Source organism: Streptomyces incarnatus (assembly GCF_001027185.1).
GTDB classification, from domain to species: domain Bacteria; phylum Actinomycetota; class Actinomycetes; order Streptomycetales; family Streptomycetaceae; genus Streptomyces; species Streptomyces puniciscabiei.
In genome coordinates this window covers 3,042,365-3,056,553 of record NZ_CP011497.1, presented here as the reverse complement: position 1 = coordinate 3,056,553, position 14,189 = coordinate 3,042,365, and the positions used below count along the sequence as shown (strand labels likewise).

Here is a 14,189-nt window from a genome sequence, read left to right as displayed (position 1 = left end):
GACCGACCAACGGAGTCCCCGTGTCGCTGCCACCCCTGGTTGAGCCGGCTGCTGAGCTCACCGTAGACGAGGTCCGCAGGTACTCCCGCCACCTGATCATCCCCGACGTGGGCATGGACGGGCAGAAGCGGCTGAAGAACGCCAAGGTGCTCTGTGTGGGCGCCGGCGGCCTGGGCTCGCCGGCGCTGATGTACCTGGCCGCCGCGGGCGTGGGCACGCTCGGCATCGTGGAGTTCGACGAGGTCGACGAGTCGAACCTGCAGCGCCAGATCATCCACAGCCAGTCCGACATCGGCCGCTCCAAGGCCGAGTCCGCCCGCGACACCGTCAAGGGCATCAACCCGTACGTGAACGTGGTCCTGCACGAGGAGCGGCTCGAGGCCGACAACGTGATGGACCTGTTCAGCCAGTACGACCTGATCATCGATGGTACCGACAACTTCGCGACGCGCTACCTGGTCAACGACGCCTGCGTGCTGCTGAACAAGCCGTACGTGTGGGGGTCGATCTACCGCTTCGACGGCCAGGCCTCCGTCTTCTGGTCCGAGCACGGCCCCTGCTACCGCTGCCTCTACCCGGAGCCCCCGCCGCCCGGCATGGTTCCCTCCTGCGCCGAGGGCGGCGTCTTGGGCGTGCTGTGCGCGTCCATCGGCTCCATCCAGGTCAACGAGGCCATCAAGCTCCTCGCGGGCATCGGCGAGCCGCTGGTCGGCCGCCTGATGATCTACGACGCCCTGGAGATGACGTACCGCCAGGTCAAGGTCCGCAAGGACCCGAACTGCGCGGTCTGCGGTGAGAACCCGACCGTCACCGAGCTCATCGACTACGAGGCCTTCTGCGGCGTCGTGTCCGAGGAGGCCCAGGCGGCCGCCGCCGACTCCACGATCACTCCGAAGCAGCTCAAGGAGTGGATCGACGAGGGCGAGAACATCGAGATCATCGACGTCCGCGAGCCGAACGAGTACGAGATCGTCTCCATCCCGGGCGCCCGGCTGATCCCGAAGAACGAGTTCCTCATGGGCACCGCCCTGGAGGGCCTCCCGCAGGACAAGAAGATCGTCCTGCACTGCAAGACGGGTGTCCGCAGTGCGGAAGTCCTCGCCGTCCTGAAGTCCGCGGGCTTCGCCGACGCCGTGCACGTCGGCGGCGGCGTCATCGGCTGGGTCAACCAGATCGAACCGCACAAGCCGGTCTACTGATCACCGGCCCGGCTGATCAGCGGGACTGAAGAAGCCCACGGCTCCGAACTGCTTGGATGCCGTGGGCTTCTGTCGTTGTTGGTTGGCGTCGGCCGGCCTCGGACGGCCCAGGGACGGCCCGAGTGGCGTGCAGCCTGAACGCCGGTGTGTCCCGCTACCAACCACCGCCGAACATGGGTTGCAGGGTTGCCGCTGCACCTGACGTGATGGCGAGTATTCCGCCCAGGCCGGCCAGGGTGGTGGTGTTCTGGAACAGCTCCTGTCGGAGACGCGCCCACCAATCGCGGCTGCGGCGACTGGGACCACGTGCCATCACGAGACCGGTTTGGTCAGACAGGGTTACTGATCGGGTGATCACGCGGGGAACGGCGCTGTCGGCTTGACCCTCTCCTTACGTCAGGCTTGAGGCTGTACGCCGACGAAAGGTCAGGTGGATGAGCTACTCCGTGGGACAGGTCTCGGCCTTCGCCGGTGTGACGGTACGTACGTTGCATCACTACGACAAGGCAGGGCTGCTCTCGCCCAGCGACCGCAGCCACGCCGGCTACCGGCTCTACAATGACGCTGACCTGGTCCGTCTCCAGCAGATCCTCTTCTACCGCGAGCTCGGTTCCTCCCTCGAGGAGATCGCTGCGATCCTCAGGGATCCGCTGTCGAACGCCCTGGAACATCTGCGCGCCCGTCAGCGGCAACTGAGGGAGGAGATCGCCAGGCTGCAACGGCTGGCCGAGGTGGCGGAGCGGGCGATAGAGGTCCAGCAGACCGGAGTGTCCCTGACTCCCCAGGAACGCTTCGACGTCTTCGGTGAGATCACTTTCGACCTGAGCTATGCCACCGAGGCGGAGCTGAAGTGGGCGCAGTCGGATGGGCAGCGCGAGGCGATGGCGCGCGCAGCTGCCCACACCAAGGAGGACTGGCGGCAGCTCATGGGCGAGGCAGCTGCCTGGCGCGCGGAGCTACTCGCGGCCTTCGACGAGGGGGAGCCGAGCGACGGCGAGCGGGCCATGGACCTCGCAGAGGAGCACCGCCTGCACATCTCACGATGGTTCACCTGTTGCCCGCCTGACATGCACCGGCGCATCGCGGACGACTTCATCGCCGACCCGCGCGCTTTCGCCCTGGTCGTACCGCCGTCGCAGCAACGCCCGGGACTGGCCGTCTACACGTGCAAGGCGGTCCACGCCAACGCGGCCCGCCACGCAGCCGGCCGTACCGATTCCGAGGAGAACCGATGAGGATCCTGATCGCCGCAGCCGGATCACGCGGCGACGTCGCGCCCTATACGGGCCTGGGCGCAGAACTGCGCCGCGCCGGATACGACGTCGTCCTCGCCACCACGGAAACCTTCGCGCCCCTCGTACGCGACGCCGGGCTGGAATTCCGCAGTCTCCCCGCCGACCCGCGGGGACATGGCGGCGTGTCGGGCAAGCGTGAACTGATGCGTACTGCTGCCGCGTTCATCACCGAACTGGGCCAGGGGTTTGCCGACGCGATGGCGGACGGCCCGGATCTGCTCCTGCTGTCGACCACCACGGCCCCGCTGGGCTGGCATGTCGCGGAGGCCACGGGCACGCCTAGCATCGGTGTGTACCTCCAACCCACCGCACCGACCGGCGACTTCCCACCCGTCGTGACCGGCTCATGCTCGCTGGGCCGTCCCGCCAACCGGGTGGCCGGGCGTTTTGCTCTTCGCATGACCGACCGGGTCTTCGAGCAGGCGGTGGCAAAGCTGCGCCACCGACTCCAGCTGCCGCCGGCTTCCGCGTCAGCGATGCGCAGACGGCAGGAACAGGCGAACTGGCCCATCCTGCACGGCTTCAGCACGGCACTCGTGCCCCGCCCCTCGGACTGGCGCCCCGGACTGGAGATCGTGGGCAACTGGTGGCCCCATCACGATCCGTCCGGCCGACTGCCCGCCGATCTGGAGGACTTCCTTCGTGCCGGCCCCCGGCCCGTCCTCATCGGCTTCGGGAGCATGGCGGCCGGGGACGGGGTACGGCTGAGCGAGCTCGCCGTGCGGGCCCTGCGCCGCGCCGGGCTGCGCGGCATCCTCCAAGCCGGCAGTGCTGGGCTCGCAGCCGACGGCGACGACGTGCTCACCATTGGGGACGTACCGCACGCCCTGCTGTTCCCACGGCTGGCTGCTGTGGTCCACCACGCAGGGGCCGGCACGTCAGCGGCCGCGTTGCGCGCCGGAGTGCCCGCGGTCACCGTGCCGGTGACTGCCGACCAGCCGTTTTGGGCGAGACGGCTCGCTGTCCTCGGCGCCGCCACCAACCCGATCCCCTTCCGATCCCTGACTGCCGAACGGCTGGCCGACTCACTCGACCGGGTCGTGAAGCAACAGGCATACGCACGAGCCGCCGCGAGGGGCGCGCAACACATGGCGACCGAGGACGGAGCCGGCCAGGCACTCAAGGCCATCCAGCAGCTGGTGAGATCCAGCTAGGTCGGTGGAGCGCACATGGCACGTATGTGGCTCACCAGGTAGGGAGTTCCTGGCGGCTCATGTGGGGGCGGGCCACGAACGGGCGGAGCGGTTGCGCTGTCAGCGGTTGCTCGTGGTGCCGATGTCGACGATGTGGTTGTACCGCTCCACCAGCACGAAAAGCTTGATCTTCTGCGTCGTCTCCCCGCTGCCGAAGGTCAGGGTGACGATGACCTCATGGCCGTTACCCACGGCGCCGTTGTCGGTCACCGTCCACTTCCGCGGGACGTTCTGGGCACGCAGGACACCGTCCGCCCCGTGCTTCTTCTCCCAGGCCGCCAGTCGCTTGGCGAAGTCGGGCGTCAGGTAATGCTTGCGGAGAACCGTTTCCAGCGTGGCGTCGGGGTCCGTGTAGTCGTCGATCGCGTCGATGTACGCGCCGTAGAAGTCGGCGACCCGGGTCACCACTTGGCCGCTCGTGCCGCTGACGGACTGCGGTGCTGCGGCGGACGACTTTGCGGGGGCATGGACGGATGCCTGTGCCGACACCTGTGTCGACACACCGAGTCCGACAGCCAGGACGAGGCCGACGGCGACGGCCGCGCGGCGGCCCGGACGGCGGTGTGCGGGGGACTTCCTGTTCATGTGCATGTTCCTTTTCTGTTCCCTATGTGGTTGCTCTCGGCCCGGTGTCTTCGTGCCGGGGCCGTCGTGTGGCTATCGCCTCTTCGGGTCGGCGGGCCCTGCCCCGGAGTCATGAACATCTGCTGCTGCGCGGACCCGTTCCCCCCTGCCGCGGCTCGGGACGCGATCGACGACACCAAGTCCTGCTGAATCGCGCCGAACGACCCTGTCAGTGGTCGATTGGCCGCCCTCCCCACCCCCGTGGCGGAGGGCGGCCCCGGTCATGCGGTCAGCGGAGCTTGTCCACGGCCCGTGACGGCCGTCTTCTTGGAGGCCTTCACCGGCGCATGCCGGAAGTCGCGAGACGGGTGCCAAAGACGGCCCAGGAGGTCACCGTGCGCAGGCCGTATCCGTGCCCGCTCCCCTCCACAGGCGGCGTGTCGTAGTCCTTCAGCGTGGCCTCGGTCTCCGAGCCGGCCTTCTCGATGCGTGCGCACAGGACTTGATGTCGTTGCTCGGCCGCGAGAAGCTCCCCTTCGCCACAGCCGTCCTGGACAACTGCACGCTGACCTGACGGACGGTCGCTCCTGTCGAGTTCGGTGCGGAGCTCCCGGTATCAGGTCCGGGCCGTCGCCGCCCAGTGCCATGCGTAGACAGCGGTCCTGTTCCACCGACTCCAGTACGCAGGCGGTGACCTTGCCGACCGTTCAGGGCGGGCTTGGTACGACGGGAGTTGGGCCGCCGTGGGGAAGCCGACGCCTTGGCCGCGACGTTTGCCAGTGTGGCGGGCGTCGTGCCGAGGGCGAGCCCGTGACGGCGAGTGCGAGGGGCGGGCCTGCTCGGGTGCGCCGGGGCATGGGTGTCTCCCGTGGATGAGTGCATGAGTGTCGTTGGTCGCCCGCCGCCGACTGGTCGGTCCGGTCCTGGTCGGTGCGACACCAAGAGCATCAGCCGTCACGACGGCTCGGCGCAACGCCGGACGCCCGCCTGGCGAGGGTGGAACCATCCCAGCCCATCTGACGTGCAGGTATATGGACCGCCTGAGATACGGGGACACGTGGGAGGCTGGGGGAGCGGTGTCGACCGGGGACGACGTCGAACAGTTCGCGGCGCTGCTGCGCCGGCTGAAGGACCGCACGGACCGGAGCTACGGCTCCCTGGCCCGCCGTCTCGGCATGAACACCTCCACGCTGCACCGCTACTGCGCGGGCGAGACGGTCCCGCAGGACTACGCCCCGGTGGAGCGGTTGGCCGCCTTCTGCGGAGCAACACCGGAGGAACGCCTCGATCTGCACCGCCTGTGGCTGCTCGCGGTGACGGCACGACAGCGGCCGAGGGCGGGTGAGGAGGCAGCGGATCCGACAAAGACCGAAGGGGCACTGAAGCCGACAGGGGACGAGCGGGCTTCGGGTCCGGACAGCCGGACGGCGGGGCGTGCGGGTGGCAGCACGTGCCGTGTGGGTGGTGGCGCCGACGGCATCGGTGGTGACGGGGGCGGCACGAGCGGTTCACCACCGCGACTCGATGCGGGCGCCCCCGACGCCGCACTGGCTGCTCCCGGCGCTCCCGGACCGGGCAGTCGCGAGTCGACGGCCCAGTGGGATGCGGTCCGCTCAACTGGACGGCCCTGGTACCGAAGTCGCCGTACCGTCGTCGGCGCAGCCACGGCGACCGTACTGCTGGTCACGCTGGGCAGTATGTCGGCGCTGTCGGCCGACCGGTCTCACGACAACTCCGCCAAGGCCCCCGGTCAGTCCCGGACGACAGGAACCGGTACGTCACACCACCCCTCGGCCACTGCGGCCAGCCCCTCCCGCAGCCGCTCTTCGGCCTCGCCCTCCACAGGAGTACGGGCTTCAGGGAGCCCCGAGTCGAAGGGCGGATCGTCGGCTGAGACGAAGAGCGACGCCCCCGTGCCAACCGGTGTGCCACTCACGTGGACCGCCGACTCGCGGATCTGGGACGGCGGTTGCGGGTACGACTACGTCATCGGGAAGGAGCCGGCCCAGGTGCCCCCGCCGCCGGTGGAGCAGGACGCCGGACTGTGGGCAGCGACGCTGCAGGCGGTACCTGGGCGGCAGACGATGGTGCAGATCTCGGTGCAGGGGAAGTCGTCCACGGCCGTGGTCCTCGCGGCCCTCCGGGTCCGTATCGTCAGCCGCGGCACCCCGGTCACCGGCAACGCGTACGCCATGGGTCAGGGCTGCGGCAGTGATCTGCCGCCCCGCAACTTCTCCGTGAACCTGGACGTCGACCGCCCGATCGCCCACGCGCGCCCCGGCAACGACAGCGGAAAGCCCGTCCCTGCGGTGCAGTTCCCCTACCGCGTCTCCGCCGAGGACCCGGAGGTGCTGCAGGTCACCGCGACGACCGAGGCCTACGACTGCAACTGGTACCTGGAACTCGACTGGTCATCCCAGGGCCGCACCGGCACGGTCCGCATCGACGACCACGGCCACCCGTTCCGCACCAGCAGCATCAAGGGCCTGCCCCACTACTGGTACGGCACGAACGACCACGGTGTGCGTCAGTGGGTACCCACCGACTCTTGAGGGAACGTGGGGGCTGCTCGGGCCATTCATCCACTCAGGTTCGGTGTCGGATCCGGCATGACACCTGTCATATGCAATACCGGATGCAGAGCACTGGGGCTCGCGGGTCGACGTCCGTACGGTACTTCTCATGACGAAGAGCAACGGGGAGAACTCACCGAAGACCGACATCAAGGTGAGCCTGATCGGCGGTCATCGCCTGGCAGGAGCCACCCTCCACGAGAGGACCGTCACTGCTTCCCTCATCGGTGGTGCCGACGTCGATCTGACGGACATCGACATCCCGGACGGCACCGAGCTGCGCATCACCAAGTTGAGCCTGATCGGCGGCGTCAGCCTCAAAGTCCGCCACGACGTCCGGGTGGAGGTCCACGGGCTGCGCCTGGGCGGAGTGAAGGACGATGGCCCGAGCGAGCCGGGTGGCCCGACCGTCCGGATCGACGCCTGGGGCCTGGTTGGCGGCGTCAGCGTCACCCGCGCCTAGCTAAAGTTCAAAGAAGCCACCAACCTCCTGGCCGTTCTCCATCCGCTTGCGTGGTTCGGGGCCGTGGCCGTGCCGCCGTCGTCCGTGACCGGCACCGCGACCACCTGAGCCGAGACGGCGACCGCCATGTGGATCCTGCCGTACTCCCGGCCGCTAGCCGTGTGCAGGATCGGGTTCGCGCTCAGCTCGCTCACGATCAGTTCGGGGTCTACTGAGCCGGCTCCCCGGTGCGGATGGCGGTAGCCTCGGGTGCGTACGGCGCCCGGGGCCCCCGTCCGCGTCAGGAGCAGACCTTGCCGTCCTTCGGTACCGTCCCGTTCAACAGGTAGGCGTTCACCGTGGAGTCGACGCAGTCGCTGCCGTTGCCGTACGACCCATGTCCCTCGCCCTTCCAGGTGAGTTCGACGCCGACGTCCTTGCCCAGCTCGTCGGCCATTCTGCGGGCGCCCTCGTAGGGCGTGGCCGGGTCGCCGGTGTTGCCGACCAACAGGATCGGCGCCGCTCCCGGTGCGCTGACCTCCGGAGTCGTGTACTGGCCCGGCACCGGCCAGTCGTGGCACCAGCCGGCCGTGTCCCAGCCCAGAAAGTCCCCGAACACCGGCGAGATCCGCTCGAACTCCGCCAGCCGTTTCCTGGTCTGCGCGAGCGTCGGCCGCTCCCTCTCGTCCAGGCACGATATGACCCGCTGGGAGTGGGACGTCGTGCCGTAGTGACCCGAGGAGTCCCGCTCGTCGTAGCCGTCGGCGAGCGCGAGCAGTGGTGATCCGTCGCCCTTCTCCGCCGAGTCGAGCGCGGCGGTCAGCCTCGGCCAGCCGGACTCGCTGTACAGCGGCAGGACGATCCCGGTGACCGCGAGAGAGTCGGTGAGCTTCCGCCCGGACGACGTCGGCAGTGGTCGCGCGTCGATCCGCTTCAGCAGGGCCGCGATCTTCCGGGTGCCCTGTGCGGGGTCCTGTCCGGTGGACTTCAGGTAGTCGTCCAGCGCCCGCTGGAAGCCGCGGGCCTGGTTCGCCGCCTGGCCCACCGTGTCCGCGGTCGGGTCGACCACCGCGTCGAGGATCAGCCGTCCCACCCGCTTCGGGAACAAGTGGGCGTACACGCCGCCGAGTTCGGTGCCGTAGGAGATGCCGAAGTAGTGCATCCGCGGGTCGCCGAGGACCTGGCGCATCAGGTCCATGTCCCGGGCGGTGTCGGTGGTGGACACATGGGCCAGCAGGGTGCCGGCCGCCTGCTGGCAGCCCTTGCCGAAGTCGGCGACGTCCTGGAAGAAGGCCTTCTCCTCGCGCGGGGTGTCCGGTGTGGCGTCCACGTCCTCGGCGGCCTGGATCTGCCGGTCGCCGCGGCACCGGACGCCCTCACTGGCGCCTACTCCGCGCGGGTCCCAGCTCACCAGGTCGTAGCGCTCACGGAGTTTCGCGACGGTGTTCGCGTAGTACGGCATCATCTCCAGGCCCGAGCCGCCGGGGCCGCCGAAGTTGAACAGCAGCGAGCCGATTCGGCTCCCGCCCGTCGCCCGCGCGCGGATCAGTGCCAGGCCGATCGTCGCACCGCGCGGCTCGGACCAGTCCAGCGGCACCTTGAGCGTCGCGCACCGCCAGTCGCCGCTCGGCGCGGGGGAGTCCCCCGTGGCCTTGCACCCGTGCCAGTCGAGGCGCTGTGAGGTGAGGGAGGCGGGCAGGTCGCTCGCCGCCGCCGACGGGGGAGCCGCGCTCGTGCCCCGGCTCCGTTCGCCCTTGTGTCCCTTCCCCTCGCCGCTCCCGCCCGACGAGCCGCCGCAGCCGGCCACCAGCAGCGCCGCGGCCACCGCGGCCGTCCAGCGCAAAAATCGCCTCATACGCACCCCCCTCACAGGCCCTTCGCGTCGTGCCGCGCCGGGCGTTCAGGCCATGGTAGGCACATCCGATCGAGCCCGCGGCAGCCTGTGGATAACGCTCTGACCAGCGGTTTTCCCCGCTGTGGGATGTTTCGGGCTCCAGGGCGGGTCAGGTGCAGACCGTGCCGGCCTTCGGCTCCCTCCCGTCCAGCAGATAGCCGTTCACCGCGCTCTGCACGCACCTGTTCTTGCTGTCGTACGCACCGTGCCCCTGGCCCTTGTACGTCAGCTCCACGGCGACCCCCTTGCCGAGCGCGTCCGCCATCTTCCGCGCGCCCTCGTAGGGGGTGGCCGGGTCGCCGGTGTTGCCGACGACGAGGATGGGCGCCGAGCCGGGCGCGCTGACGTCGGGATGGTCGGCGGCACCGGCCACGGGCCAGTCGGTGCAGCTGAGCATGCCCCAGGCCAGGTAGTCCCCGAACAGCGGGGAGGCAGCGCGGAACTCGGGCAGCTTCTGCTGGACGTAGCCGGCGGTGTACCTCGGCTTCTCGTCGGCGCAGTTGATGGCGACGTTCGCGGCTGTGATGTTGCTGTACTGGCCGTCCTCGCTGCGGCCGTTCATCGAGTCGGACAGCAGCATGAGGATCTTGCCGTCGCCCGCGTAGGCCTGTTCGAGGCCCTCGGTGAGGTACTCCCAGAAGTCCTTGGAGTACAGGGACTGCGCGATGCCGTTCGTCGCGGCGGTCTGGGTGAGCTGGCGCGGCGCGATGCCGGGGATCGGCTTCTTCTCCAGGTCGTCCAGCAGTTTCGCGATGCGGTTCTTCACATCCTGCGCGCTGGTGCCGATCGGGCATTCCGCGGTCTTCGAGGCGCAGTCCTCGGCGAAGTTGTCCAGCGCGAGCTGGAAGCCCTTGGCCTGTCCGAGCGCGCTCTGCTCGGGGTTCTGCGTGGGGTCGACGACGGCGTCGAGCACGGCCCGGCCGACGTGCCCGGGGAACAGGTGGGCGTACACGCCGCCGAGTTCGGTCCCGTACGAGATGCCGAAGTAGTGCAGTTTGTCGTCGCCGAGGACCTGGCGCATCAGGTCCATGTCGCGGGCCGCGTCCGTTGTCGCCACATGCGGCAGGATCTTCTTGGAGTTCTTCTCGCAGGCCGCGTTGAACTGCTTGGTGCGGTCCAGGAGTTGGGTGCGTTCGGCACTGTCGTCGGGGGTCGCGTCCTGCTGGAAGTACGCGTCCAGCTGGGCGTCGCTCTCGCACTTCACCGGCGCGCTGCGGCCGACGCCCCGCGGGTCGAAGCTGACCAGGTCGTAGCGGGTGCGCAGGGCGGCGTAGTCGGAGGCGAAGGCGGGCAGCGCACTGACGCCGCTGCCGCCTGGGCCGCCGAAGTTGAACACGAGCGAGCCGATCCGCCGGCTCGCGGGGCCGCTGGCCCTGGCGCGGATCAGGGCGATGCCGATGGTGTCGCCCTTCGGTCTGCTCCAGTCCAGCGGTGCCTTCATGGTGGCGCACTGCCATGTGCCGCCGTGCGGCAGCGGGGACGGGGCACTTCCGCCGCCCTCGGCCTCGGACGGAGCCGGGCAGTCCTTCCAGTCCAGCTTCTGCGCCGCGAGGTCGCCGTCCTTGCTGCCGTCTCCGCAGCCGGCCAGCAGGGCGGAGACCAGCAGGGCAGTGGTGGTCAGGGCCGCGGCGCGCAGCCGGGAGGGGTTCGCCATGTTTCCCATCCTGGAGGTGCGCACGCCGGGGCGCGCGGGGCGCGGGCCGTACGAGGTACGGGCACCCGGCGCCCGTACGGGGCTCTCTGCGCGGTGCACGTCGCGCCCGTACGGGGGTCTTTGCGCGGTGCACGTCGCGCCCGTACGGGGGTCTTTGCGCGGTGCACGTCGCGCCCGTACGGGGGTCTTTGCGCGGTGCACGTCGCGCCCGTACGGGGGGTCTCTGCGCGGTGCGCCCCGTGCCCGTACAGGGCGTCCTGCAAACTGCACCCCGCGCACGTACAGGCTCCCTAGAGGGCTCCCTTCCGGGTGAGCTGGTTGAAGGCGAGCCAGCCCGGCAGCACCGGCAGCCACAGCGTGAGCAGCCGGTACAGCAGGACGGCCGGCGCGGCGACCTCCTTGGGCAGGCCGAAGGCGATCAGGCCGAGCGTGAGGCTTGCCTCGACCGCGCCCACGCCGCCCGGGGTGGGCGCCGCGGACCCGAGCGCGTTGCCCGCGAGGAAGACGACGGCGACACTGGCGATGCTCAGCGAGGCGGAGCCGCCGCCGAACGCCCGGATCGAGGCGTCCAGGCACATCACGAAGCAGGCCGTCAGCAGGAGCATGCCGCCGATGCCGGTGACGAGCTTCTGCGGGCGCTGCAGCACGTCGAGCATGCGCGGTACGACACCGGCGAAGAGCGACCGCACGCGCGTGACGACGAATTTCCGCAGGAACGGCACCGAGGTCACCACGAGCACCAGCACCGCCACGGTCAGCAGACCCGCGATGACCGTACGGGACGGCGACAGTGACGGCGTCTTCTCGGTGCCGGTCAGATAACCGAAGGACAGCAGCATCAGGATGTGGCAGCCGAGCCCGAAAAGCTGCGACGCGCCGACGCTCGCCACGGCGAGACCCGCGCGTACGCCGGCGCGCTGCAGGAAGCGCGTGTTGAGCGCGACACCGCCCACCGCGGCCGGCGCCACGATCTTCACGAAGGACCCGGCGACCTGCGCGCCCACCGTCCTCAGGAAGGGCACCCGCTCCGGTACGAACCCCAGCAGCGCCATCGCCGCGGCGACGTAGCTGAGCGCGGAGAACAGCACCGCGGCGACCACCCAGCCCCACTGCGCCTGCGCGAACAGCGTGCCGAACTGGATGTGGGTGAGCTGCGTCAGCAGGTAGTACGCGCCGATCGCGCCCGCGATGAAGCTGATGAGTGTGCGCGGCCGTACCCGCTCCAGCCGGGCAGGTTCGACGGGGGCCTGCGGCCTGATCCGCAGCACCTCGTGCCGGATCTGGGTGAGCAGGTCCTCCTCGCGGGCCTCTTCGAGGGCCTCGTCGATGGCTCGCCGCTCCGCGCGCTGCTCGGCGCGGACCGTCTTCTTGTCGGGCCTTTCGAGGCCGGCCCCGCTCGTCCCGGTCCCCTCCTCCGGGCGGGCCTGCCTGGCCTGCCGGGACGCCTCGAGGACCGCCTCGCGCTCGCGCTGGGCGCGTTCCCTGGCCAGCCGGCGCAGCGTCGCGCGCGTGGAGCGCGTCAGGGCGATCGGCTGGAGCATCGGCAGACAGTCGGCGACCGCGTCGGGCCCGAGCACCCGGACCGCCGAGGCCACCGCGCGCTCGGCGCCCACCCGCAGACCGAGGGTCGTGACCAGCTGGGCCACGTCCATGCGCAGCAGCAGCTCGCCGGCCGCGATCTCACCGCCGCGCAGTTCGGCGAGGATCACCCTGCCGGAACGATCCACCAGAATCGCGTCACCCGCGAGTCGGCGGTGCGCGATGCGCCGCGACTGCAGCGCCCGCACCTGGTGCCAGGTGTTGCGCAGCAGCTCGTCGGTGATCTCCTCGTCGGCCAGCGAGTCCAGCGTGCGCCCGCCGGTGTGCTCGTAGACGAGCATGACCGCGTCGGGGCCGAGTTCGGAGGTGGCGATCAGCTTGGGCGCGTTGGCGCCGGCCGCGATCGCCGCGTACGCCAGCAGTGCCTCCTGCTCCAGCGCCTGGCGCAGCGACTGGAGGCTGGAGCGGGTGGCGAAGCCGCGCAGGGTGAGATTGCGCCACGCACGGTAGAAGAAGCCCTGGGCCTGCTGTTCCCGGTCCACGACCGTGACGTCCAGCGGCGGGCCGTCCTCCAGGGTGACGAAGTAGCGCCGGCCGCGGTCGCCGTTCTCCGTCTCCACGGCTTCCTCGCGCGCCGCGCTGACGGGATGGAAGCCGACGTGCCTGAGGCCCGCCATCAGGGTCTGGCCGGTGGGGCGGACGTTGGGGGAGCCGACCGCGTACAGCGTGCCGTAGGCGATGGTCCAGCCGATCAGCACCGTCAGGATGATCGAGAACGGGGTGGTGTAGCCGGTGACCAGCATCGAGAACGCGTCGAGCAGCAGCACGATCCACAGCACCGCGCGCCATCTGGGTCTGCGGGACATGCCGACGGCCGTCATATAGGCGATCACAGGTGCCAGATAGCCGTGCACGGGATCGGTCAGGGCGTGGATGTCGCCCGGGGAGGGCTGGGTGAGCGCCTCCTGGATCGAGCCCGGGGCGGCCCGCGCCACCCACAGGTCGGTCGCGAGGGTCACTCCGTGGGCGAGGACCGCCGCGAGGACGCCGTCGGCGATGCGCAGCCCGTCGCGTTTGACCAGCCGTTCGATCGCGAAGGCGACCGGCACCAGCAGGATCGCGATGCTGGACGCCAGACCCGCGATCCTGATGAGCAGGTCGGGGGCCTGCCCGGTGCCCTTGTTGATGTCCTGCTCGAAGCCCGAGGTGGTGCCGTGCGCGAACGCGGCGATCGCGAGCAGCACCACGATGGCGAGCACGCCCACCAGGAGCCGCATGAGATCGGAGGGGCGGTGCACGCGCGCGGGGAGCAGCGGTTCGTCGCCTTCCACGGCCTCGGCGTGCGGATCGTCGTCCGCGCCTGGACCGTGGCCGGGAGGCGTGTTCTGCGGGACCTGTGCCCCCATGGTGTCGCCGTCCGCGTCCTCACGCGCGCGCGTGAGGTCGTTTTTGTCGGTCTCACGCGCGTGCGTGCGATCGCTTCCGTCGGTCTCACGCGCGCGCGTGCGGTCGTTTCCGTCCGTCTCCCGCGCGCGCGTGCCCTCGGCTGCGTTGTCCTCGCGCGCGCGTGCGGTGCCGTCTTCCGTGCCGTCGTGCCGACGCGGAGCGGGGTCCCGCTGCTGGGCGGCGTCGCCGCTTCCGGCCGCGCCGCCGGCGGTGTCGGGGCGCGCGGCGGCGTCAGGGGTGCCCGCCGCGCCTTCGGGGTGCACGCCCTGCTGCTTCATGGTCTCTTCTTGGTCTCGTATCACCGGTCACCGCCCGCACGATGGTGGCATGCCCCCCCGACACCCGCGGGCATCAGGGTGCGGATGCGCGGGCGCACAGTCTGCCGGAAGC

General features: G+C 70.1%; 9 protein-coding genes and 1 pseudogene. 5 read left to right on the top strand and 5 right to left on the bottom strand.

The window, feature by feature from the left end; genetic code table 11:
* The first annotated feature begins 20 nt into the window (after positions 1 to 20).
* The 3 genes from moeZ to ABB07_RS13435 all read left to right on the top strand — a co-directional run bounded on the left by moeZ (position 21) and on the right by ABB07_RS13435 (position 3,648).
* Positions 21 to 1,199, top strand: a complete 1,179-nt coding sequence (moeZ, locus tag ABB07_RS13445) for an adenylyltransferase/sulfurtransferase MoeZ (protein WP_208898934.1) — start codon at positions 21 to 23, stop codon at positions 1,197 to 1,199.
* Between the two features lie 434 nt (positions 1,200 to 1,633).
* Positions 1,634 to 2,434, top strand: a complete 801-nt coding sequence (locus ABB07_RS13440) for a MerR family transcriptional regulator (RefSeq protein WP_208898933.1) — start codon at positions 1,634 to 1,636, stop codon at positions 2,432 to 2,434.
* Entirely contained in the window at positions 2,431 to 3,648 is a 1,218-nt protein-coding gene (locus ABB07_RS13435) for a glycosyltransferase (protein WP_208898932.1), read from the top strand. Before ABB07_RS13440 ends, ABB07_RS13435 begins: the two co-directional genes overlap by 4 nt.
* A 99-nt stretch (positions 3,649 to 3,747) precedes the next feature.
* Here ABB07_RS13435 and ABB07_RS13430 read toward each other — a convergent pair whose 3' ends face one another.
* Positions 3,748 to 4,272 carry a hypothetical protein gene (locus tag ABB07_RS13430; protein WP_208898931.1) on the bottom strand — a complete coding sequence of 175 codons (525 nt, stop codon included), beginning with the start codon at positions 4,270 to 4,272 and terminating at the stop codon, positions 3,748 to 3,750.
* Positions 4,273 to 5,282: 1,010 nt separating this feature from the next.
* Here ABB07_RS13430 and ABB07_RS13425 point away from each other — a divergent pair.
* Positions 5,283 to 6,803, top strand: coding sequence for a helix-turn-helix domain-containing protein (locus ABB07_RS13425; RefSeq protein WP_208898930.1), 1,521 nt, complete (start codon positions 5,283 to 5,285; stop codon positions 6,801 to 6,803).
* A 130-nt stretch (positions 6,804 to 6,933) separates the two neighbouring features.
* Positions 6,934 to 7,287: a hypothetical protein gene (locus ABB07_RS13420; protein WP_208898929.1), complete on the top strand. Its 354-nt coding sequence runs from the start codon at positions 6,934 to 6,936 to the stop codon at positions 7,285 to 7,287.
* Positions 7,288 to 7,343: 56 nt separating this feature from the next.
* Here the strand turns inward: ABB07_RS13420 and ABB07_RS40795 are convergent.
* The 4 genes and pseudogenes from ABB07_RS40795 to ABB07_RS13405 form a co-directional block, all read right to left on the bottom strand.
* Positions 7,344 to 7,496 (bottom strand): annotated as a pseudogene (locus ABB07_RS40795) (ATP-binding protein); the annotation flags it as partial.
* 71 nt (positions 7,497 to 7,567) lie between these two features.
* Positions 7,568 to 9,121, bottom strand: a complete 1,554-nt coding sequence (locus tag ABB07_RS13415) for an alpha/beta hydrolase (RefSeq protein WP_208898928.1) — start codon at positions 9,119 to 9,121, stop codon at positions 7,568 to 7,570.
* 148 nt (positions 9,122 to 9,269) lie between these two features.
* Entirely contained in the window at positions 9,270 to 10,814 is a 1,545-nt protein-coding gene (locus tag ABB07_RS13410; protein ID WP_208898927.1) for an alpha/beta hydrolase, read from the bottom strand.
* Between the two features lie 290 nt (positions 10,815 to 11,104).
* On the bottom strand, positions 11,105 to 14,077 hold the full coding sequence (locus ABB07_RS13405) for a lysylphosphatidylglycerol synthase domain-containing protein (RefSeq protein ID WP_208898926.1): 2,973 nt from the start codon (positions 14,075 to 14,077) through the stop codon (positions 11,105 to 11,107).
* Positions 14,078 to 14,189: the final 112 nt, after the last annotated feature.

Excerpts from the sequence above, each read along its gene's own strand:
- ABB07_RS13420 (WP_208898929.1), top strand. The coding sequence starts at position 6,934 with ATGACGAAGAGCAACGGGGAGAACTCACCGAAGACCGACATCAAGGTG.
- ABB07_RS13430 (WP_208898931.1), bottom strand. The coding sequence starts at position 4,272 with ATGAACAGGAAGTCCCCCGCACACCGCCGTCCGGGCCGCCGCGCGGCC.
- ABB07_RS13405 (WP_208898926.1), bottom strand. The coding sequence starts at position 14,077 with ATGAAGCAGCAGGGCGTGCACCCCGAAGGCGCGGCGGGCACCCCTGAC.
- ABB07_RS13415 (WP_208898928.1), bottom strand. The coding sequence starts at position 9,121 with ATGAGGCGATTTTTGCGCTGGACGGCCGCGGTGGCCGCGGCGCTGCTG.
- ABB07_RS13435 (WP_208898932.1), top strand. The coding sequence starts at position 2,431 with ATGAGGATCCTGATCGCCGCAGCCGGATCACGCGGCGACGTCGCGCCC.
- ABB07_RS13440 (WP_208898933.1), top strand. The coding sequence starts at position 1,634 with ATGAGCTACTCCGTGGGACAGGTCTCGGCCTTCGCCGGTGTGACGGTA.
- ABB07_RS13410 (WP_208898927.1), bottom strand. The coding sequence starts at position 10,814 with ATGGCGAACCCCTCCCGGCTGCGCGCCGCGGCCCTGACCACCACTGCC.
- ABB07_RS13425 (WP_208898930.1), top strand. The coding sequence starts at position 5,283 with ATGGACCGCCTGAGATACGGGGACACGTGGGAGGCTGGGGGAGCGGTG.